The organism is Variovorax sp. 05T418 (assembly GCF_056396385.1).
In genome coordinates, this window is the sequence record NZ_JBFTLJ010000008.1 from 158,068 (window position 1) to 179,993 (window position 21,926).

Annotated in this window: 18 protein-coding genes; 11 read left to right on the forward strand and 7 right to left on the reverse strand. The window is 68.1% G+C overall.

What is annotated here, in order from left to right:
- Positions 1-30 precede the first annotated feature (30 nt).
- Genes AC1DMS_RS17855 through AC1DMS_RS17880 form a run of 6 tightly spaced genes read left to right on the forward strand, consistent with a single transcriptional unit; the run spans position 31 to position 5,196 of the window.
- The gene (locus AC1DMS_RS17855; protein WP_478080910.1) at positions 31-546 is read left to right on the forward strand and encodes a DUF1269 domain-containing protein; all 516 of its coding nucleotides are present in this window, start codon (positions 31-33) and stop codon (positions 544-546) included.
- Between the two features lie 46 nt (positions 547-592).
- Positions 593-1,753 (forward strand): cytochrome c oxidase subunit II, encoded by a 1,161-nt coding sequence (locus AC1DMS_RS17860; protein WP_478181544.1) that lies wholly within the window; start codon positions 593-595, stop codon positions 1,751-1,753.
- Positions 1,750-3,522 (forward strand): cytochrome c oxidase subunit I, encoded by a 1,773-nt coding sequence (ctaD, locus tag AC1DMS_RS17865; RefSeq protein WP_478181545.1) that lies wholly within the window; start codon positions 1,750-1,752, stop codon positions 3,520-3,522. The genes AC1DMS_RS17860 and ctaD overlap by 4 nt, the downstream gene beginning before the upstream one ends.
- Complete coding sequence (locus AC1DMS_RS17870; protein WP_478181546.1) at positions 3,519-4,148, forward strand: cytochrome c oxidase subunit 3 family protein; 630 nt, start codon at positions 3,519-3,521, stop codon at positions 4,146-4,148. The genes ctaD and AC1DMS_RS17870 overlap by 4 nt, the downstream gene beginning before the upstream one ends.
- 11 nt (positions 4,149-4,159) lie before the next feature.
- On the forward strand, positions 4,160-4,864 hold the full coding sequence (locus AC1DMS_RS17875; RefSeq protein WP_015867866.1) for a heme-copper oxidase subunit III family protein: 705 nt from the start codon (positions 4,160-4,162) through the stop codon (positions 4,862-4,864).
- A gap of 17 nt (positions 4,865-4,881) precedes the next feature.
- Positions 4,882-5,196, forward strand: a complete 315-nt coding sequence (locus AC1DMS_RS17880; RefSeq protein ID WP_478181547.1) for a cytochrome C oxidase subunit IV family protein — start codon at positions 4,882-4,884, stop codon at positions 5,194-5,196.
- Between the two features lie 16 nt (positions 5,197-5,212).
- Here the strand turns inward: AC1DMS_RS17880 and AC1DMS_RS17885 are convergent, their stop codons facing one another.
- From AC1DMS_RS17885 to AC1DMS_RS17900, 4 genes are all read right to left on the reverse strand, one after another.
- Complete coding sequence (locus tag AC1DMS_RS17885) at positions 5,213-6,841, reverse strand: MFS transporter (protein ID WP_369663780.1); 1,629 nt, start codon at positions 6,839-6,841, stop codon at positions 5,213-5,215.
- Positions 6,842-6,856: 15 nt separating this feature from the next.
- The gene (locus tag AC1DMS_RS17890) at positions 6,857-7,627 is read right to left on the reverse strand and encodes an amino acid ABC transporter permease (protein WP_015867863.1); all 771 of its coding nucleotides are present in this window, start codon (positions 7,625-7,627) and stop codon (positions 6,857-6,859) included.
- A 32-nt stretch (positions 7,628-7,659) separates the two neighbouring features.
- Positions 7,660-8,418 (reverse strand): basic amino acid ABC transporter substrate-binding protein, encoded by a 759-nt coding sequence (locus AC1DMS_RS17895; protein ID WP_015867862.1) that lies wholly within the window; start codon positions 8,416-8,418, stop codon positions 7,660-7,662.
- A gap of 64 nt (positions 8,419-8,482) precedes the next feature.
- Positions 8,483-8,959, reverse strand: a complete 477-nt coding sequence (locus tag AC1DMS_RS17900) for an Lrp/AsnC family transcriptional regulator (RefSeq protein WP_278878677.1) — start codon at positions 8,957-8,959, stop codon at positions 8,483-8,485.
- Between the two features lie 179 nt (positions 8,960-9,138).
- Between AC1DMS_RS17900 and AC1DMS_RS17905 the strand changes: the two genes are divergently transcribed.
- From AC1DMS_RS17905 to AC1DMS_RS17925, 5 genes are all read left to right on the forward strand, one after another.
- Positions 9,139-12,747, forward strand: coding sequence for an indolepyruvate ferredoxin oxidoreductase family protein (locus tag AC1DMS_RS17905; protein WP_478181548.1), 3,609 nt, complete (start codon positions 9,139-9,141; stop codon positions 12,745-12,747).
- Between the two features lie 272 nt (positions 12,748-13,019).
- Complete coding sequence (yajC, locus tag AC1DMS_RS17910) at positions 13,020-13,355, forward strand: preprotein translocase subunit YajC (protein WP_018905224.1); 336 nt, start codon at positions 13,020-13,022, stop codon at positions 13,353-13,355.
- A gap of 101 nt (positions 13,356-13,456) precedes the next feature.
- A complete protein-coding gene (gene secD / locus AC1DMS_RS17915) occupies positions 13,457-15,340 on the forward strand; it encodes a protein translocase subunit SecD (RefSeq protein ID WP_015867858.1) in 1,884 nt (627 codons plus the stop codon).
- An 18-nt stretch (positions 15,341-15,358) separates the two neighbouring features.
- Positions 15,359-16,318, forward strand: a complete 960-nt coding sequence (secF, locus tag AC1DMS_RS17920; protein WP_015867857.1) for a protein translocase subunit SecF — start codon at positions 15,359-15,361, stop codon at positions 16,316-16,318.
- Between the two features lie 140 nt (positions 16,319-16,458).
- Entirely contained in the window at positions 16,459-18,876 is a 2,418-nt protein-coding gene (locus tag AC1DMS_RS17925) for a DUF1631 family protein (RefSeq protein WP_478181549.1), read from the forward strand.
- Positions 18,877-18,880: 4 nt separating this feature from the next.
- On the opposite strand, the gene AC1DMS_RS17930 is transcribed toward AC1DMS_RS17925, so the two are convergent.
- The 3 genes from AC1DMS_RS17930 to AC1DMS_RS17940 all read right to left on the reverse strand — a co-directional run bounded on the left by AC1DMS_RS17930 (position 18,881) and on the right by AC1DMS_RS17940 (position 21,906).
- On the reverse strand, positions 18,881-19,399 hold the full coding sequence (locus tag AC1DMS_RS17930; protein ID WP_018905222.1) for a Smg family protein: 519 nt from the start codon (positions 19,397-19,399) through the stop codon (positions 18,881-18,883).
- Positions 19,400-19,500: 101 nt separating this feature from the next.
- The gene (dprA, locus tag AC1DMS_RS17935) at positions 19,501-20,655 is read right to left on the reverse strand and encodes a DNA-processing protein DprA (protein WP_062364040.1); all 1,155 of its coding nucleotides are present in this window, start codon (positions 20,653-20,655) and stop codon (positions 19,501-19,503) included.
- Positions 20,656-20,688: 33 nt separating this feature from the next.
- The gene (locus AC1DMS_RS17940; RefSeq protein WP_478181550.1) at positions 20,689-21,906 is read right to left on the reverse strand and encodes a LysM peptidoglycan-binding domain-containing protein; all 1,218 of its coding nucleotides are present in this window, start codon (positions 21,904-21,906) and stop codon (positions 20,689-20,691) included.
- Positions 21,907-21,926: the final 20 nt, after the last annotated feature.

The window sequence follows — 21,926 nt, forward strand, 5'->3', positions numbered from 1 at the left end:
TTGACTCGTCGCAAGACGAAAGGGGGCGCTATGAAGAGGCGCATCTACTGGCTGATGCCGGACCTGGCGAGCGCCAGGCGGGCAATGGACGATCTGGTGTGGGCACGCGTCGACGCCGCGCACATTCATTTCGCCGGACCGGAAGGCATGGACATGGCCGGGCTCCATGCGGCCAACGTGTGGCAGACCTCGGACCTCGTCCACGCAGCCAAGACCGGGTGGGTGGTCGGCAGTGCCTGCGGCATCGTCGTCGGCCTCGTGGCCGCGCTGCTGTTCCCGATTTTCGGCGACGGCCCCGAATGGGAAGTGGCGGTGCTGGTGGCCCTGCTGGGCGGCGTGGTCGGCGCCTGGTCGGCCAGCATGATCGGCATTTCGATCCCGAGCCCCAGGCTGCAACGTTTCGAGGGCGCCATCGCGCAGGGGCAGATCCTGCTGATGGTGGACCTGCCGCGTTCGCGCGTGCGGGACATCGAGGCGCTGCTGCGCTCCGCGCATCCCGAAGCCCGGTTCGAGGGCGAAGAGCCGCAAGTCCCGGCCTTTCCCTGAAGCGCGCGCATGAGCCCGGAAACCATGCCGAGCCGCAGGAGCGCACATGACCATGGCCGTCGCCCTGCTGCTCATCGTGCTCGGCTCGGTGCTGTTCCACGTCTTCAATCCGTGGTGGACGACGCCCCTTGCGTCGAACTGGCAGCCGATGGACGACACCCTGTCCATCACGCTGCTGATCACGGGGATCTTCTTCATTGCCATCAACGTGTTCGTCGCCTACATGCTGGTGCGCTTTCGCCACCGCGAGGGACGCCGCGCGGCGCATGAGCCCGAGAACAGGAAGCTCGAGCGCTGGCTGATCGGCGGCACCACCGTTGGCATCATGGCGCTGCTGGCGCCCGGCCTCGTGGTGTACGCGAACTATGTCAGGGAGCCCCGCGACGCCCTCGTGCTCGAGGTGCTGGGCCAGCAATGGCAATGGCGCTTCCGCTTCCCGGGCGAGGACGGCAAGCTGGGCGCGACCGATGCGCGCTTTGTCAGCGCCACCAATCCGTTCGGCATCGACCCCGCCGACCGCGCCGGCCAGGACGACCTCCTGATCGCCGGCAACGAGGTGCACCTGCCGCTCGGCAAGCCGGTGCTGGTGCTGATGCGTTCGAACGACGTGCTGCACGACTTCTTCGTGCCGAACTTCCGCGCGCGGATGAACATGGTGCCGGGACAGGTCAGCCGCTTCTGGTTCACGCCGGCCGTCGCGGGCCGCTACGAAGCGCTGTGCGCGCAGCTGTGCGGCGTGGGCCATCCCAACATGCGCGGCTACGTGGTGGTGGAAGACCCGGCGGCCTACCAGGCCTGGCACGCGGCGCTGCCGACCTTCGCCAAGTCGCAGGCCAAGGCGCCCGAGCCCCCGGCCGGCGCCGCGGCGGCCGGCGGCGATGCACGCGTCCAGCAGGGGCGCGCGCTGGCGGACAGCAAGGGCTGCGTGGCCTGCCACACGGTCGACGGCAGCGCGCGCGTGGGGCCGACCTGGAAGGGCCTGCACGGCAAGACCGAAACCATGGCGGACGGCAGCACCGCGCTGGTCGACGAAGCCTATCTGCGCAGCTTCATCCGCGATCCGCAGGCCCGCCAGGTGAAGGGCTTCCCGCCGGTCATGCCGAAGATCGAGTTGAGCGATGAAGAACTGGCCGCGCTGGTGGCCTATATCCAGAGTCTGGGCAGCCCGCCGGCGCAGGCTGCCGCCGAACAGAAGGCTGCGCGATGAACTCGTCCCACGCCGACGGCGGCGACCACCCCGCGCCGCAGAGCTTCCTGGCCCGCTACGTCTGGAGCCAGGACCACAAGGTGATCGCCGTGCAGTACGCCTGCACCGCCATCGCAGTGGGCGTGGTGGGCGTGGTGCTGTCCAACCTGATGCGGCTGCAGCTCGGCTTTCCGGGCCAGTTCGAGTTCATCAACGCCGAGCGCTACTACCAGTTCGTGACCATGCACGGGATGATCATGGTGATCTACCTGCTCACGGCGCTGTTCCTCGGCGGCTTCGGCAACTACCTGATCCCGCTGATGGTGGGCGCGCGGGACATGGTGTTTCCCTACCTCAACATGCTGAGCTTCTGGGTCTACCTGCTGTCGGTGGCGGTGCTGATGGCGAGCTTCTTCGTCGCGGGCGGACCCACCGGCGCGGGCTGGACGCTGTATCCGCCGCAGTCGATCCTGCCCGGCACGCCGGGCCATGCGGGCGGCATCGTGCTGATGCTGGTGTCGCTGCTCATCTTCATCGTGGCAACGACGATGGGCGGCCTCAACTACGTGACCACCGTGCTGCAGGCGCGCTGCGAAGGCATGACGCTGCTGCGCATGCCGCTCACGGTGTGGGGCATCTTCGTGGCCACCATCCTCGCGCTGCTCGGTTTTCCGGCGCTGTTCGTGAGCGGCGTGATGCTGCTGCTCGACCGGACGCTGGGCACCAGCTTCTTCATGCCGGCGCTGGTGTCGATGGGCCAGGTGACCGGCTACAAGGGCGGCAGCCCGCTGCTGTTCCAGCACCTGTTCTGGTTCTTCGGCCATCCCGAGGTCTACATCGTCGCGCTGCCGGCCTTCGGCATCGTCTCGGACCTGATCAGCGTGCACGCGCGCAAGTGCATCTTCGGCTACCGCATGATGGTGTGGGCCATCGTGGCCATCGGCGCGCTCAGCGTGGTGGTGTGGGCGCACCACATGTTCGTGAGCGGCATGAACCCGTACTTCGGCTTCTTCTTCGCGACCACCACGCTGATCATCGCGGTGCCCACCGCGATCAAGGTCTACAACTGGATCCTGACGCTGTGGCGCGGCGACATCCACCTGACGGTGCCGATGCTGTTCGCGCTGGCCTTCCTGTGCACTTTCCTCATCGGCGGGCTCACGGGCCTGTTCCTCGGCAACGTGAGCGTGGACATTCCGCTGTCGGGCACGTACTTCGTGGTGGCGCACTTCCACATGGTGATGGGCGTGGCGCCGCTCCTGGTGGTGTTCGGCGGCATCTACCACTGGTTCCCCAAGGTCACCGGCCGCATGCTCGACGACCGGCTCGGCCGGCTGCATTTCTGGATCACCTTCCTCGGCACCTACCTGATCTATTTTCCGATGCACTACCTGGGCGTGCTGGGCATGCCGCGGCGCTACTACAACTTCGACGGCTATGCGTTCATTCCGCCCTCGGCGTTCAGCCTGAACACCTTCATCACCGTGGTTGCGCTGATCGTCGGCGTGGCGCAGTTGCTGTTCATTGCCAATCTTGCCTGGAGCGCGTGGCGCGGCCGGCCGGCCGACGCCAATCCATGGCGCGCCGCCTCGCTCGAATGGCAGACGCCCGCCACGCCGCCGGGCCACGGCAACTGGGGACCGCGGCTGCCGGTGGTCTACCGGTGGGCCTATGCCTATGGGGAGCCGGATGCGGCGGAGGATTTCATCGCGCAGAACGCGCCGCCGGAAGCCGGGCCCGGGGAGCCCGAGCCGGAGGGCCAGAGCGAGGTCCGGGGAGCACCGGCATGATTTCAGGAGCCGCTTTGGGCATCCGCGGTGCCGGCCGCGGCCCTGGCCGCGCCCGCGATCCGCATGCGAGCGCGGCCGGCATCGGCCTGTGGGTCTTCATGGGCGTGGCCACCGCGCTGTTCTCCCTCTTCATCGTGGCCTATGTGATGCGCATGAGCGGCGGCGATGCGATGACCATCGCGCTGCCGTGGCAGCTCTGGCTCAGCACGGCGCTGCTGGTGGCGGGCAGCGTGGCGCTGCAACGCGCCAGCGGCGCACCACGCGGTCCCGGCCCGATGCGGGCGCGTCGCCTGCTGCTGGCGGGGGGTCTCTTCGCATTCGGCTTCCTGGCCGTGCAGCTGTGGGCCTGGCAGGCGCTGCTGAGCGCGCAGGTGATGCCGGCCGGCAATCCGGCGGGCAGCTTCTTCTACCTGCTGACGGCCATGCACGGGCTCCACCTGATGGGTGGGCTGGTCGGCTGGGCCTGGACGGCGCACGCTGCCTGGCCCGATCCGGCCCGCTCCGCCTGGCGCATCGCGCTGTGCGCGCGCTACTGGCACTTCATGCTGGCGGTGTGGCTGGTGCTGTTCGCGCTGCTGGGCTGGGTGACGCCGGAGGTGGCGCGCTTCATCTGCGGCACATCCTGAGGAGGCGTCCCATGAACCACACCGCAACCGCCGCTGCTGCGCCGCTGAACCCGCAGGCCATCGCCGCCACCGGCTGGCGCGGGCTGGTCGCCGACTGGTCCTCCGATCGCCAGGCGTTCCACGTCTCGTGGGGCAAGGCGATGATGTGGATCTTCCTGCTCAGCGACACCTTCGTCTTCAGCTGCTTCCTGACCGGCTACATGACGGTGCGCGCCTCGACCACCGTGCCGTGGCCCAACCCGAGCGAGGTATTCGCGCTCCATGTGGGGGGCGCCGACATCCCGCTGCTGCTGATCGCGATCATGACCTTCGTGCTCATCAGCAGCAGCGGCACGATGGCGATGGCCGTCAATTTCGCCTACCGCCGCGACCGCGTGAACGCCGCCACGCTGATGCTCGTGACCGCGACCTGCGGCGAAATCTTCGTCGGCATGCAGGCCTTCGAGTGGTCCAAGCTGATCCTCGAGGAGGGCGTGCGGCCCTGGGGCAACCCGATGGGCGCGGCGCAGTTCGGCTCGGCCTTCTTCATGATCACGGGCTTCCATGGACTGCACGTGTCGGCCGGCGTGGTCTTCCTGTTCACCGTGGCCTTCAAGCTGATGCGCGGCGACTACGACAAGTCCGGCAACTACCAGATCGTCGAGATTGCCGGCCTGTACTGGCACTTCGTGGACCTGGTGTGGGTGTTCATCTTTGCGCTGTTCTATCTCTGGTGAGAAGGAGGAAGAAGACCATGAACCCCGTCACCGGCCAGCAGCATCCGATCAGCCTCTATCTCAAGATCTGGGGGCTGCTGTTCGTGCTCAGCACGATGTCCTACCTGGTCGACTATTTCCATTTCCAGGGCTACCTGCGCTGGACGCTGATCATCACCTTCATGCTGCTGAAGGCGGGGCTGATCGTCGCGGTCTTCATGCACATGGCCTGGGAGCGGCTGTCGCTGGTCTATGCCATCCTGGTGCCGCCGCTGTGCCTGCTGGTGCTGGTCGGCCTGATGGCGGCGGAGGCCGACCACACCTTCCTGACGCGGCTGTTGTTCTTCCACTGAAGGCGCTGCAGGCCGCTCAGCGCTTCACCACGTAGCGCGTCACCACCGGCGGCGATTCGCCGATGTGGAAGGCCAGCCGCCGCTCGCGCAGCGCCATGTCGGCGGCCGTGGCGCGGTTGAAGCGGCGCAGGTGGTCGGTCCAGCTTTCGTCCACGATCTCTTCCAGGTAGCGGCCCGGCTCCGCGATGTCGTGCAGCAGTTCCCAGCCGATGGCGCCCTGGCCCAGGCGCGCGCGCCGGGTCTGGTGCATCACCAGGTGGAAGGCGGCCGCGCGCGCGGGGTCGATCATGTATTCGATGGTGATGACCACGCGGCCGTTTTCTTCCGGCGTTTCCGCCGGCGGGCCCGCGGCCCAGCCGGCCCGCGCCGGGCTCATGTCGGCTTCCTCGCCCGAGACGTCGGTGACCCAGCGCAGCGCCGCCAGCATCAGCAGGGTGCCGCTCACGGCGGCGACCTCGAGGCTGGAGCGCAGGTCGGTGACGGTGGCCACCTGGCCCCAGAGCGCCGCGCCGATCGCGCTCGCGCCCATGATCGCCATCTGGTAGGTCGACATGCCGCGCGCGCGCACCCAGTCGGGCAGCGCGAGCTGCGCCGAGACCGAGAGCGAGTTGGCCACCGTGATCCACGCCATGCCGCCGAAGAACATCGCGGGCACCGCCACCCAGGCGTTGGGTGCGAAGGCCATCACCGCGGTGGCGAGCGACTGCAGCACCGTGCCGCGCAGCACCAGCTGGTCGCGCCCGAGCGCCTGGCGCAGCCGCGGCAGGAACAGCACCGCGATGATCGCGCCCGCGCCCATGGCCGCGAGCAGCAGCGTGAAGGTGGCCGCGCCGCCGCCCTTGAGGTTGCGTGCCAAGAGCGGCAGCAGCGCGAGCAGCGCGGTGGAGTGGAAGAAGAAGATCGTGATGCGCGAGAGCACCGCGCGCATGCGCTGCGATTGCCAGACGAACTGCACGCCCACGCGCATCGCGCTGATGAGCTTCTCGCGGCCCAGCGGATTGGGCGTGTGCTCGCGCCGCCAGCGCAGCACCACGAAGCCCGAGGCCACCGACAGCACCGCGTTGAGCGCAAACACCCAGACGCTGCCCGCGCTGGCGATCAGCATGCCGGCCGTGAGCGGGCCGATGATGCGCGAGGCGTTCATCGCAATGCCGTTCAGGCCCAGCGCCGCCGGCAATTGCGGCCGCGGCACCAGCTCGGGCACGATGGCCGAGAACACCGGCCAGCGCAGCGCCAGCCCGATGCCGTTGGCAAAGGTGAGCGCCAGCAAGAGCGGCGCGGTCATCAGGTCCATGGCAATGGCCGCGCACAGCACGATGGCCGTGCCCGCCAGCCAGAACTGCGTGGCCACCAGCCAGCGCCGGCGGTCCAGGATGTCGGCCAGCGCGCCGCTGGGCAGGCCCAGCAGGAACACCGGCAGGGTGGAGGCCGACTGCACCAGCGCCACCCAGATCGGCGAGGTGGTCAGCGAGGTCATCATCCATGCCGCCGCCACGTCGTTCATCCACATGCAGATGTTGGCGATGAGCCAGGTGCTCCACAGCATGCGGAACACGGGCAGCTTGAGCGGCTCGAGCGCCGCGAACTTCGGCGGCTGCGGCCGGGCGGGGGGAATGGGTGTTTCTTCGGGCGAAATCGGCGGCATGTCGCCCGATTGTGCCTATCCCCTGTCGCTGCGCGCCAGGCGGTGTTCGAGCCGCCGCAGCATCGTCGTGAGCACGAGCGTCATCACCCAGTACACCACCGAGATCGCGAGGTACGGCTCCCAGTAGCGCGCATAGGCACCGGCCACCGTGCGCGCCGCATAGGCCAGCTCGGCCAGGCCGATGGCCGAGACCAGCGAGGTGTCTTTCAGCAGCGCGATCGCGTTGTTGCCGAGAGGCGGCAGCATGCGCCTGAAGGCCTGCGGCAGCACCACGTAGCGCATGACCTGCAGCGGCGTGAAGCCGATCGAGCGGCCGGCATCGAACTGCCCGCGCGAGATCGACTGGATGCCGGCGCGGAACACCTCCGAGATGTAGGCCGCCGAATTGAGCGTGAGCGCCACCACGCCGGAGATCAGCGCGCCGTGCTCCTGCTTGAGCTCGCGCGCCAGGTCGCCGCTGATCAGGAGGCCGGTCGCCGGATGGATGAACACCGGCATCACCGCAAAGTGGATCAGCAGGATCTGCACGAACAAAGGCGTGCCGCGGAAGAAGCTCACGTACACCGTGGCCGGCCAGCGCAGGAAGAAGCGCGCGACCCAGCTCCAGGGCGCATGGCGCGGCCGGGCGAGCCGCGCGAGCGCCAGGCACAGGCCCCAGCTCGAACCCAGCAGCACGCAGACCACCGTCATGCGCAGCGTCATCCAGGCGCCCTGCCAGAACAGGTCCCTGTATTCGACCAGGATGTCCCAGCGGAACCATCCGAACAAGAGGATCGGCTGCTCCATCTAGGGCTTTCGCGCGGTCGTGCAGTGTGCGCTCATCGGGCGTTCGGGTCCTTGTTGAACCACTTCTTGTAGATGGCGGCGTAGCTGCCGTCCGCGCGGATCGCGGCCAGGCCGGCCGTGAGCTTGTCGAGCAGCGCCTTGTCGCCCTTCTTCACGACGATGCCGAAGCCTTCCTCGGGGAAGGACTTGTCGTCGAGCGTCTTGAGCTCGGGGTTCTGCGCCACGCGGTAGGCGATCACGCCGTTGTCGCCCATGGCGGCATCGACGCCGCCGCCGGCCAGCTCGGAAATGATGAGCGGCGTGCTCTCGAAGCGGCGGATGTTGGGGCTGGTCTTGCCGAACTCGCGCGAGGCGATGTCGTCGGCCGTGGAGGCGCTCACCACGGCAATCTTCTTGCCCGCCAGGTCCTTCAGCGAGGCCACCGTGCTGCCCTTGGGCAGCGCGATCAGCTGGCGCGCCGCGAAGTAGGGCGGCGTGAAGTCGTAGCTCTGCTTGCGCTTCTCGTTGATGGTGACGCCCGAGATCACGAGGTCGACATCGCCGTTGTTGAGCGCGCCGAAGATGCCGGTGAACGGCGTGTTGACCACCTTGATCTTCAGGCCCTGCTGCCTGGCAATGGCGTTGATGATGTCGATGTCGAAGCCGACGATCTGCTTGTCCTTGTTCTCGAAGGCGAAGGGCGCGTAGGTGGCGCTGGAGGCCACGATGAGTTCGCGGTTCTGGGCCTGGGCGCCGAAGGCGAGCGTGGCGGCGGCAAGGCCGAGCGCCAGGGCGCGGCGGATGGAGTTCATGCGGGGACCTCTTCCTCTTTGTTCCGCCGGACGGCGGGATGTGTCTGTGGGGTGGGCGGGAATTCTAGGGCGCCAGGTGCCCGAGCGGCCATGCGCTGCTGGCCTTCACCTCGCCCAGCGAGAAGCTGGTGTGCAGGTCCTTCACATTCGGCAGGTTCATGAGGTGCTGGCGCGCGAAGGCCGAGAAGCTGTCCAGGTCCTGCGCCACCACCTGCAGCTCGAAGGTGCCGGTGCCGCTGATGTAGTGGCAGGCCACCACCTCGGGCAGCTTGCGGATCGCGTCCTCCAGTTTCAGCGTTGCATCGTTGGTGACGCGCTCGGTGTCCACGCGCACGAAAGCGAGCACGCCCAGCCCTATCTTGTGGCGGTCGATCTCGGCGTGGTAGCCCTTGATGAAGCCGGCCTCCTCCAGCGCGCGCACGCGGCGCCAGCAGGGCGCGGCCGAGAGCCCCACGCGCTGCGCAAGCTCGGCGTTGGTGAGGCGGCCGTCGGCCTGCAGTTCTTGCAGGATTGCGAGGTCGAACTTATCAATGCTTTCCATGGATGGCGATATTAAGCAAGATTCTTCCTGGAAGCCGGTTTTTTGGGGCACAGAACGCAAACACCTGTCGCGCACCCCGGCATACACTTTGCGTGATCATGGGCTCGCGCCCTACCCGGGCACAGACCCACACCCATCAGCCAGGCCCAAAAGGCCCTGCCACACGGAGACAGACAAACATGAACGCACCGCTGCCCGAGCACATTCGCCGCGCGCTGGAAACCGTCACGCTCGACGACAAATACAGCCTCGACTACGGCCGTGCCTTCATGAGCGGGGTGCAGGCGCTGGTCAAGCTGCCGATGCTGCAGCGCCTGCGCGACAAGCAGGCCGGCAAGAACACCGCGGGCTTCATCAGCGGCTACCGCGGCTCCCCGCTCGGCGGCTACGACCAGGCGCTATGGAAGGCCAGCAAGTTCCTGAAGGAACAGAACATCGTCTTCCAGCCCGGCGTGAACGAAGAGCTCGCCGCCACCGCGCTCTGGGGCACCCAGCAGCTGGGCTTCTCGCCCGCGGGCACCAACCGGTTCGACGGCGTCTTCGGCATCTGGTATGGCAAGGGCCCGGGCGTGGACCGCTGCTCCGACGTCTTCAAGCACGCCAACATGGCAGGCACCACCGAGTGGGGCGGCGTGATCGCGGTCGCGGGCGACGACCACATCTCCAAGAGCAGCACGGCCGCGCACCAGAGCGACCACATCTTCAAGGCCTGCGGCACGCCGGTGTTCTTTCCGGCCAACGTGCAGGAAATTCTGGACCTGGGCATCCACGCCTTTGCGATGAGCCGCTTCTCGGGCATCTGGTCGGGCATGAAGACGATCCAGGAAATCGTCGAGTCGAGCGCCACGGCCATGATCGACCCGGACCGCGTCGAGATCGTCATCCCCACCGATTTCCAGATGCCGCCCGGTGGCCTGCACATCCGCTGGCCTGACCACGCGCTCGAGCAGGAGGCGCGGCTCATGCACTACAAGTGGTATGCGGCGCTCGCCTACATCCGCGCCAACCGCCTGAACCACAACGTGATCGAGGGCCCGAACGACCGCTTCGGCATCATGGCCAGCGGCAAGGCCTACAACGACACCCGCCAGGCGCTGATCGACCTGGGCCTGGACGACGCCACCTGCCGCCAGCTGGGCATCCGGCTGCACAAGGTGGGCGTGGTGTGGCCGCTGGAGGCGCAGCTCACGCGCGACTTCGCCACCGGCCTGCAGGAGATCCTGGTGGTCGAGGAAAAGCGCCAGGTCATCGAATACCAGCTGAAGGAAGAGCTCTACAACTGGCGCGCCGACGTGCGCCCCACCGTGCTCGGCAAGTTCAACGAGCTCGACGGCGATTTCTCCGGCGGCGAATGGGCCATGCCCAACCCCACCGCCAACACGCTGCTGCGCGCCAATGCCGACCTGAACCCGGCGCTGATCGCCAAGGCGATTGCGCAGCGCCTGAACAAGCTCGGCATCCTGGAGCAGGCCGGCGCCGACATGCGCGCGCGCATCGACGCCCAGATGGCCATCCTCGAAGCCAAGGAGCGCTCGATGGAAGTGCTCAAGGTGGGCGGCGTGCAGGGCGCCGACCGCCAGCCCTGGTTCTGCTCGGGTTGCCCGCACAACACCAGCACCGTGGTGCCCGAGGGCTCGCGCGCGATGGGCGGCATCGGCTGCCACTTCATGGCGACCTGGATGGACCGCTCCACCATCGGCTTCACGCAGATGGGCGGCGAGGGCGTGCCGTGGGTCGGCCAGCAGCCCTTCACCACCGACCAACACATCTTCGCGAACCTGGGCGACGGCACTTACTTCCACAGCGGCCTGCTCGCCATCCGCCAGAGCATCGCCGCGGGCGTGAACATCACCTACAAGATCCTCTACAACGACGCCGTCGCCATGACCGGCGGCCAGCAGGTCGGCGAGCGGCCCGAGGGCCACTCGGTGCTGCAGATCGCCGAGAGCCTGCATGCCGAGGGCGCCAAGAAGGTCGTCATCGTGACCGACGAGCCCGAGAAGTACGAGGGCGTGAACATCCCGGGCGACCATGTGGCGGTCAAGCACCGCGACCTGCTCGACGAGGTCCAGCGCGAATTCCGCGAGATCGCCGGCACCACGGCCATCATCTACGACCAGACCTGCGCCACCGAGAAGCGCCGCCGCCGCAAGCGGGGCACGGCCGTCGATCCGGCCAAGCGCGTGGTCATCAACGAGCTGGTCTGCGAAGGCTGCGGCGACTGCAGCGTGCAGAGCAACTGCCTGTCGGTCGAGCCGCTGGAAACCGAGTTCGGCCGCAAGCGCACCATCAACCAGAGCAGCTGCAACAAGGACATGAGCTGCCTGAAGGGCTTCTGCCCCAGCTTCGTCACGGTCGAGGGCGGGCAGCTCAAGAAGAAGGCCAGGGACAAGGCCGATTCGCCGCTCGCACTCGGCCCGCTGCCCGATCCGGCCGTGCCGGTGCTGGCGCAGGACCAGGTGTGGGGCATCGTGGTGGCCGGCGTCGGCGGCACGGGCGTCATCACCATCGGCCAGCTGCTCGGCATGGCGGCGCACATCGAGGGCAAGGGCATCGTCACGCAGGACGCGGCCGGCCTCGCGCAAAAGGGCGGCGCCACCTGGAGCCATGCGCTGATCGGCCAGTCGCAGGACGCGATCCGCACCACGCGCGTGGGCACCGCCGCGGCCGACCTTATTTTGGCGGCCGATCCGCTGGTGGCCGTCAACGCCGAAACCCTGGCGCGCATGCGCGAGGGGCGCACGCACGTGGCGCTCAACACGCACAGCACGCCCACCGCCGCCTTCGTGCGCAACGCCAACTGGGTGAACCCGCAGGACGACTGCGCCAGCCAGATCGCACGTGCCATCGGCGCCGATGCGCTCGGCACCTTCGACGCCGACGCCGCGGCCACCGCGCTGATGGGCGACAGCCTCTATGCCAACCCGATGCTGCTGGGCTTTGCCTGGCAAAAGGGCTGGATCCCGCTGGCGCTCGAGTCGCTGCTGCGCGCCATCGAGCTCAATGCGGTGGCGGTCGAGAACAACAAGGCCGCCTTCGCCTGGGGCCGCCAGGCGGCCGTCCGTCCGGACGAGCTGCAAAAGCGCCTGCGCCCGGGCCAGGTGATCGAGTTCAAGAAGCGCGAAACCGTCGAAAGCCTGGTGGCGCGCCGGGTCGAATTCCTCGCGGGCTACCAGAACGCGGCCTATGCCGAGGAATACCGGCAGTTCGTGGACAAGGTCCGGCAGGCCGAATCGGCGCTCGGCAAGAGCGCGCTGGCCGAGACGGTGGCGCGCTACCTGTTCAAGCTCATGGCCTACAAGGACGAATACGAGGTGGCGCGGCTGCACACCGACCGCAGCTTCCTCGCCCGCGTCGAGGGCATGTTCGAGGGTGAGGTGGGCAAGGACTTCAAGCTCAACTACCACCTCGCGCCGCCCATCATTGCCAGGAAGAACGCCAAGGGCCAGCTGCAGAAGCAGAAGTTCGGCCCCTGGATGCTCTCCGGCTTCCGGCTGCTGGCCCGGCTCAAGGGCCTGCGCGGCACGGCGTTGGACATCTTCGGCCGCACCGAAGAGCGCAGGACCGAGCGCGCGCTCATCGGCGAGTACCGCGCGAGCATCGAGGAAGTGATTGCTGGCCTTCGCGCCGAGAACCATGCGCTGGCGCTGGAGATCGCGAGCCTGCCCGAGCAGATCCGCGGCTACGGCCATGTGAAGGAGCGCAACCTTGCCGCGGCCCGCAGCCGCTGGAGCGAGCTGCTCGCCAAGTGGCGCAACCCGCAAGAGGCGCAGCGCGCCGCCGCGTGATTTTTCCGGAGGCCGGCCTGGCACGGCCGGCCGCACCGCGCGCTTGCTCCTGAAAAGCTAGCAAAAGACGCGCAGCCGCAGCCCATGGAAAGCCCTGCCCCGCGCGCCGGATAAGCGCGCGGAGCGGGGCATTGCCACGAATACAATGCCCGCTGCTGCGCGCGGCCGACGCCGCCCCAAGCTCTGACTCGCGGCCTTTTCCACGGGGCCGCGGAACCGCGGGCCCGATCCGCGCTTCTGACATTCCTCTCTTCTCTCTGCTGGAGACTCTCTTGTTCATTTCCTCTGCTTTCGCCCAAACCGCACCCGCAGCTTCCGGCGGCGGCGACATGCTGTCCTCGCTGGGCAGCATGCTGCCCCTGGTGCTGATGTTCGTGGTGCTGTATTTCGTGATGATCCGCCCGCAAATGAAGCGCCAGAAGGAAGCGCGCGCCATGATCGAGGCGCTGGCCAAGGGCGACGAAGTGGCCACGGCCGGCGGCGTGCTCGGCAAGATCACCTCGCTCGGCGACCAGTACCTTGGCCTCGAAATCGCCAATGGCGTGGAGATCAAGATCCAGCGCAGCGCTGTGGTCCAGGTCCTGCCCAAGGGCGCCGTCAAGCAGTAAGCCCAGCAATCAACGCGCGGCTCGGCCTTGCGCTTTGCGGCGCATGGCCTCAAGTCACGCCTGTGTCCCATCTTTAATAAGTTTGTGAAAAGCGCCCGCTCATGAACCGTTATCCGGTCTGGAAGTACGCGATCATCGTGATCGTGCTGCTTGTGGGGTTGATCTATTCCCTGCCGAACTTCTTCGGCGAGGCGCCTGCCGTGCAGGTGTCCGCGGCCAAGTCCACCGTCAAGGTCGACGCTGCCACCCAGAGCCGGGTCGAGGAGGCGCTCAAGGCGGCCGGGCTCGCGCCCGACCTGCTCACGCTCGAGGGCGGCTCGCTGCGCGCGCGCTTCGCCACGCCCGACGAGCAGCTCAAGGCGCGCGACACGCTGCAGCGCACGCTGGTGCCCGATCCGGCCGATCCGCCCTACGTGGTGGCGCTGAACCTGGTCTCGCGCTCGCCGGCCTGGCTCACGGCGCTGCATGCGTTCCCGATGTACCTGGGCCTGGACCTGCGCGGCGGCGTCGACTTCCTGCTGCAGGTCGACATGAAGGGCGCCATCGACAAGAAGGCCGAATCCTTCGCGAGCGACCTGCGCACCACCTTCCGCGACAAGGGCATCCGCGGCACCTCGGTGAACCGCAACGGCCAGGCCATCGAGGTTTCCTTCCGCGACGCGGCCGCGCTCGAAGCGGCCAAGCGCCTGATCCAGGATCAGTTCCAGGACCTCGCCACCACCGACAGCCAGGACGGCAGCAACTGGCGCCTGGTGGCCACCATCAAGCCCGAAGCCGCGCGCCGGCTGCAGGACGCGGCGCTCAAGCAGAACATCACCACGCTGCACAACCGGATCAACGAACTCGGCGTGGCCGAGCCCGTGATCCAGCAGCAGGGCCTGGACCGCATCGTGGTGCAGCTGCCCGGCGTGCAGGACACGGCCAAGGCCAAGGACATCCTGGGGCGCACCGCCACGCTCGAGATGCGCCTGGTCGACGAAAGCGCCGAAGGCCGCGCGGCCGAGCTGAGCGGCGGGCCGGTGCCCTTCGGCTCCGAGAAATTCCTCGAGCGCAACGGCCGCCCGGTGATCGTGAAGAAGCAGGTGCTGGTCACCGGCGAGAACCTCACCGACGCGCAGCCCGGCTTCGACCAGCAGAGCAACCAGCCCAAGGTCGACCTGACCATGGACGCCAAGGGCGGCCGCATCATGCGCGACGTGAGCCGCGAGAACTACAAGAAGCGCATGGCCATGCTGATCTTCGAGAAGGGCAAGGGCGAAGTGCTCACGGCCCCGTCGATCAACGGCGAACTCGGCAACCGCTTCCAGATTTCCGGCTCGATGACCGTGGCCGAAGCCGCCGACCTCGCGCTGCTGCTGCGCGCCGGCTCGCTGGCCGCGCCGATGGAGATCATCCAGGAACGCACCATCGGCCCGAGCCTGGGCGCCGACAACATCGAGAAGGGCTTCAAGAGCGTGATGTATGGCTTCCTGGCCATCATGGTGTTCATGTGCGCCTACTACGCGCTGTTCGGCCTGTTCTCGTCGATCGCGCTGGCCGTCAACCTGATGCTGCTGGTGGCCATTCTCTCGATGCTGCAGGCCACGCTCACGCTGCCGGGCATCGCGGCCATGGCGCTGGCCATCGGCGTGGCCATCGACTCCAACGTGCTGATCAACGAGCGCGTGCGCGAGGAGCTGCGCAACGGCGCCTCGCCGCAGGCGGCCATCCACGCCGGCTACGACCGCGCCTGGGGCACGATCCTCGACTCCAACGTGACCACGCTGATCGCGGGCATCGCGCTGCTGGCCTTCGGCTCGGGGCCGGTGCGCGGCTTCGCGGTGGTGCACTGCATCGGCATCGTCACCTCGATGTTCTCCGCCGTGTTCTTCTCGCGCGGCCTCGTGAACTTCTGGTACGGCCAGAAGAAGAAGCTCAAGACGGTGTCGATCGGCACGGTCTGGCGCCCCAAGACCGACGGCACTGCCGTGGCTGAAGGCAAGTAAAGGTCAAGGACAAGCGCCATGGAATTCTTCCGCATCCACAAGACCATCCCGTTCATGCGCCACGCGCTGGTGCTGAACATCGTCTCCTTCGTCACCTTCGCGCTGGCGGTGTTCTTCCTGCTGCACCGCGGGCTGCACCTGTCGGTGGAGTTCACGGGCGGCACCGTGATGGAGGTGGCCTACCAGCAGTCCGCCGACATCGGCAAGGTGCGCGAGGCCATCGGCAAGCTCGGCTACCCCGACGTGCAGGTGCAGAGCTACGGTACCTCGCGCGACGTGCAGATCCGCCTGCCCGCGCAAAAGGGCATGAGCTCCGACCAGCAGAGCGCGCAGGTCATGCAGGCGCTCAAGTCGGTCGATCCCTCGGCCACGCAGCGCGGCATCGAGGTGGTCGGCCCGCAGGTCGGCGAGGAGCTCACCACCAACGGGCTCAAGGCGCTCGGCATGGTGGTGGTGGGCATCATGATCTACCTGGCGATCCGCTTCGAATGGAAGTTTGCGCTTGCCACCGTGCTCGCCAACCTGCACGACGTGGTCATCATCCTGGGCTTCTTCGCCTTCTTCCAGTGGGAGTTCTCGCTCGCGGTGCTGGCGGCGGTGCTGGCGGTGCTGGGCTACTCGGTCAACGAATCGGTCGTGATCTTCGACCGGGTGCGCGAGAACTTCCGGCGCTACCGCAAGATGAACACCGTCGAGATCATCGACAACGCGATCACCTCGACCATCAGCCGCACCATCATTACGCACGGCTCGACGCAGCTGGTGGTGCTCTCGATGTTCTTCTTCGGCGGCCCGACGCTGCACTACTTTGCGCTGGCGCTGACCATCGGCATCTGCTTTGGCATCTACTCGTCCTGCTTCGTGGCGGCGGCCATTGCCATGTGGCTGGGCATCAAGCGCGAAGACCTGATCAAGGGCGGCCCGGCCAAGCGCGACGGCGGCTCCGAGGACGACCCGAACGCCGGCGCCGTGGTCTGATTGCGCCGGATCAACGGGACGCGCCGCGCAAAGCCCGCCGCCATGCCGCAGGTGATGCACACTTGTGCGGTGGCGCTTGCCGATGCAAGCTCTCGGCTTTCGCCGAAAAATAGAGTCCCGTTGGCCTTCCTGATCCTTCAATGAGCACCGCGCGGTCCGCTTCCTCCCTGCAGCTCGCACGCGAGACGCGCGAGCGCTTCGTTCGCGCCACCGAGGGCGTCATCGTCCCGCTGGCGCAGGCGATACGGGACCGCCTGACGCAGCAGGCCTCGGAAATCGGCAGTGCGCGCGCCATGCAGGAGAGCCGCGACGACTTCGTGGCGTTCCAGGGCCAGGCCTCGCAATGGGTGTCGCTCGCGCAGGCGGGCTGGCGCAAGTCGGTGGACGCGCCAGCAGGTGCGGTGCCCGCCGCGCCGGCCGCGAAGCTGCGGCTCGAACTCATCGGCGACGATGCCATGGAGAGCAGCATCCTGTCGTCGCGCCTGGCGCAGCTGATCCACGACAAGGCCAGCTTCGAACTCAGCGACCTGCGGCTGCGCATCCAGTTCCTGGAAGGCACCGCAGAACTCGACGCCCACGACGTGCTCAGGCCCGAAACCCTGGCCCGGCTGCTGGTGGACCAGTGGCTGGCGGCCGGCCTGAGCCGCGCGCTCTGGGCCCGCGTGCAGGACACCGTGCAGCAGCAGCTGGTCGGCGTGGTCGTCAAGGCCTACGAAGACGCCAATGCCTTCCTGGTTTCGCAGGGCGTGATGCCCGAAATCGATCTCAAGAGCTTCGTGCGCCGCACCGGCAGCAGCAGCACCACCGGCGGCGGCGCCACCGGGCCGGCCACGATGCCGGCCTCGCCCCATGCCGGCGGCACCATGCGGCCCGCAGGGGCCGTGCAGCGCCAGGGCGGTGCCGATACATCCCCGCAGGCACGGGGGGCGTTCGCGCCGTCCGCGCCGGCCTTCACCACGGGCGGCTCGCCGCTGCTGGCCGCGCGCCAGCGTGCGCAGACGGCGCTGCTGAGCCTCAAGCGCTTTGTCGCCGCGCGCATCGGCGCGGAAACGCCGGCCTCGCCTTCGGCTTCGATGACGACCACGGGAATGGACGGCCATGCGGCCGTCGCGGGGTCCGGCGCGACCGGTGCGGCTGCCCCGCGTGCCGTCTCCCAGACCTTCGCCGGCATGATCGCCGAGGCCGAAGCCGCCTACCGGGCCGCCGCCACGCAGTACATGCAGGGCTCGGTGCCGGGCGCCGCGGAGCAGGCCACCCTCATCCAGCAGGCCTCGGTCGACCTTCGGCGGCGCAGCGCGGAACTCAAGAAAAAGGCGCCCACCACCGCCGACAAGGCCACGGTCGAGATCGTCGCGCTCATGTTCCAGGCCATCCTTGCCGAGGAGCGCATTCCCTTCTCGGCGCGCGTGTGGTTTGCGCGCCTGCAGATGCCGGTGCTGCGCGTGGCCATTGCCGAGCCCGAGTTCTTCGGCACGCTGCAGCACCCGGCGCGCATGCTGATCGACCGCATGGGCTCCTGCGTGATGGGCTTCGATGCCGCGGCCATCTCGGGCAGTGCGCTCGAGGGCGAGATCCGCCGCGTGGTGCAGGTGATCGAGCAGTATCCCGAAACCGGCCAGCGCGTCTTCAAGCTGGTGTTCGACGAGTTCGTGGCCTTCCTGAACCGCTATCTCACGCAAAGCGACGCCACCCAGCGCGTCATGAGCGTGGCGCAGCAGGTCGAGCAGAAGGAAACGATGGCGATCCAGTACACCATCGAGCTGCGCAAGATGCTCAACGACATGCCGGTGCGCGAGGAGATCCGCGAGTTCCTCTTCAAGGTCTGGGCCGAGGTGCTGGCGATTGCCGCGCTGCGCTACGGCGCCCAGGGCGAGCAGACGGTGATGCTCAAGCGCGTGGCCTCCGAGCTGGTGTGGGCGGCGAGCGCCAAGCCCAACCGCGCCGACCGCGCCCGCGTGATCCAGGACCTGCCGCAGCTGCTGCAGCGCCTGCGCCTGGGCATGAACCTGCTGGGCATCATCGACGAGCCGCAGGAAGCCCACATCAAGGCCATCGGCGCCACCTTGTCCGACGCCTTCCTGTCGAAGACCGAGGCCATTCCCGCGGCCAAGATCGAGGCCATGGCCGAGCGCCTCGCGCACCTGGAAGATTTCGTCACCGACGACGGCGGCGCCTCCAGCCTGCCGCTCGATGCGACCAGCATCGAACTGCTGCTGGGCGTGGATGCGGCCTCGATCGAGGTCGTGGCCGACACCGTGGGCGGCGTACCGGCCGAAGACATGCTCGCGTGGGCCCACGAGCTGGAGGTGGGCAACTGGTTCATGCTCGACCACAACGACCGCGTGAGCCAGGTGCAGTTCGTCTGGCGCAGCGACCGCAAGCAGCTGCACCTGTTCGCCTCGGCCGACGGCCGCAGCTTCCTGATCCAGGTCGGCCGGCTGGCCAACTACCTGCAGGCCGGCCTGCTGGTGCCCGCCGAGGAAGAAACGCTCACGGTGCGCGCCACGCGCGAGGCGCTGGCCAAGCTCGATGCCAATCCGGAGCGCCTGCTGAACTAGCCGGCTAGTGCGCGACGCGGCCTTCGCGGCTTTCGCAGAGTTCGTCGAGCACCAGCGCGTCGGGCTCGATGCCGGTGCTCCAGTGCACCATTAGCACGATGATCTTGAGCTCGTCGAGCGCGACCGGATCGCCCGGCGCCGCCATGGCGCGCTCGATGACGATCTCGCGCAGGCCGCAGGACAGCACGTTCGACGATTCGAGAAAGCGGATGAAGCCCAGGCAGTCGGCGCCCAGGTGCTCCTGCTCGGCCTGCGAGTAGACCCGCATGGCGTTGTCCGACTGGGGCAGGGCCGCTTCGGGCGCGCCGCGCAACGTGACCGTGGCCACAGTGTCGTCGCCGGGACTTCGTTCGAGCTGCAGGCCCTGGGTGGCAAGGCTCAGGCCGTCGAGCCAGTGCAGCGCATCGCGGATTTCTTCGGGCTCGAAGCCGTGGGCGCTGAGCTTGCGGCCCAATTGCTGGGGTTCGGGGCAGGCATCGCCGCGCCAATAGTTTTCGTAGACAAACACGAGCACTTCGAACATGGGCCCAATATAGCCGAGGAAACGATGGCTCGCCCCCAGGGCTTCATGCACTTCGTGTCACTTCGCGGTGTTTCACGAAGAAGCGGGCGCGGGCCCGGGCGTCAGCCGATGGCCGCTCTCTGGAACAGGCCGCCGGGCAGCCGCGCGACGTGGCCGTCGAGCTCGAGTTCGAGCAGCCTGGCCTGCAGCGCGGCGGCGCTCCAGCCGGTGCGCGCGCCCAGGGCGTCCAGGCTCACGGGATCGAAACCGAGCGCGTCCAGCAAGGGCTCTTCGCGCGCGGCGGACACGGCGCCGGCATCGCCGTTCACGGCCGCCGGTGCCGCCGCGCTGCCCGCGTGCAGAAAAGACGGCAGCTCCTCGAGGATGTCGTTGACCGATTCGACCAGCTTCGCGCCCTGGCGGATCAGCGCATGGCAGCCGCGCGACTGCGGCGAATGGATCGAGCCCGGAATGGCGAACACTTCCTTGCCCTGCTCCGAGGTGAGCCGCGCGGTGATCAGCGAGCCCGAGGCGAGCGCGGCCTCGACCACCAGCGTGCCGCGCGCCAGGCCGGCGATGAGGCGGTTGCGCTTGGGAAAGTTCTGCGTGAGCGGCGGCGTGCCGAGCGGCAGCTCGCTCACGATCAGGCCCTGCAGCGTGATGCGGTGCGCGAGGTCGCGGTGCCGCGCCGGATAGACGCGGTCCAGGCCGGTGCCCACCACGGCCACCGTGGCCAGCCGCGGCATGTCGCCGGCCGCATCGAGCGCGCCCTGGTGCGCGGCGCCATCGACGCCGAGCGCGAGGCCCGACACCACCGGCAGGCCCGCGTCGCCCAGCGCGCGCGCAAAGGCGCGGGCGTTGGCGGCGCCCTGCGGCGTGGGGTTGCGGCTGCCGACCACCGCAATGCTGTGGCCGAGCTGGGTCAGGTCGAAGTCCGCGGCGCCGAGCACGTAGAGCATCAGCGGCGGGTCGGCCATCTCGAGCAGCGAGGCGGGGTAGGCGGCATCGCCCAGCGTGACCAGGCGGCGCGCGGCACCGTCATCGTGGCCGGGCTGCAGCCACTGCCAGGTCTGGTCGACTTGGGCCTGCAGGCCCGGCGGCGGCTGGTGCAGCGCGTCGGCCTGCGCCGCCGACACCACCTGCCGCAGCGCCTCGCCGGTCTGCGCAAAGACTTTCTCGGGCAGGCCGAAAGCCGCCAGCAGCCGGCGCGCGGCGCCATCGCCGATGCCCGGCGTCAGTGAAAGCCGCAGCCAGCCTGCGAGTTCTGCTCGGTCCAAATGAAGCGGAGAAAGAAGAAAGCGGAAAAAGTGTCAGGGATTGACGAGGAAGTCGCCCGCCTTCGGAGTGTCGGTGATCTCGAGCACCAGTGCGTACGAAACCTTTTCGAAGGGCCGGAACACCATCAAGAGGCCGATGCGTTCGTTCGGCAGCTTGATGGTTTCCTTGCGCGCGCCGGTGCGGTCGAGAATGGTCTCGCCGTTCTTCAGGATGGCCAGCACGTGGCCGCTGTCGATGCCGTCGCGGGTGCCCTTGTTGATGGCCACCACCTGGTTCTGCGCCGCGAACTGCACCGCGTTGCCATAGACCGAGATGATGCGGCCCTCGACCTGCGAGGAGGGCGCGCGCGGCACATAGCTCAGCAGCTGGCGCGGCGGCTCGGGCAGCAGGCGGTCGCCGGCGCGGATTTCCTCGCGCGCCGCGATGATGTCGACGCTGGCCGGCACCACGGTGATGACGTCCTTGTCGTCGGTGGTCTCGACGGTGGTCGATTCGCCGCGCTGGAGCTGCGCCTTGCCCAGGTACTGCGCCTCGTAGCCGAGGATTTCACCGGTTCCCGGGTCCTTGAGAGGCGTGGCGCTGCGGAACACGCGGAAATTCTTCAGCGGGCCTGGCGTTTCGAGCAGCGGCGCCTCGGCATTGCCGCGCGCATAGGCGCGGTCGCCGCGCGACAGCAGGACGCGGCTGTCGTTGCCGGCAACGATGCGCGGCGCGGCCTGCAGCGTGTCGGCATCGACCACGATCGGCTCGCTCAGGAAGGGCTCGATGATGCTCGGGTTGAGCGTAGGCAGGGCCATGCCGGCCAGCGAGTCGAAGCGCGTGCGCGGCGACAGCTTGATGGTGCCGCCATCGGCGCTGCCGCCCGCGCCGCGGCGCATGGTCAGGCGCGCGCGGCCGCCGGTCTTGTCCAGGTAGAGGACCTGGCCGGGGTAGATGCGGTGCGGGTTCGCGATCTCGCTGATGTTCATGCCCCACAGTTCCGGCCAGCGCCAGGGACGCAGCAGGTACAGGCGCGAGATGGCCCAGAGCGTGTCGCCGGGCTTGACCGTGTATTCGTCAGGCGCGTTGGGCGCCAGTTCGCTCAGCGGAACGCCGGTCTGGGCGGTTTGCTGGGCGGTGGCGCGCTGCTGCGGCGTGACGGGGTAGTTCTGTGCCCAGGCCGCCGTCGTGCCGCCGGTGATCACCGCAAGGGCAGCCAACGTGGCGAGAAGATGCGGGCGCTGGCGGACAGTGATTCGGAGCTTTTTCATGTCTGGATGGGTGAGCGCGC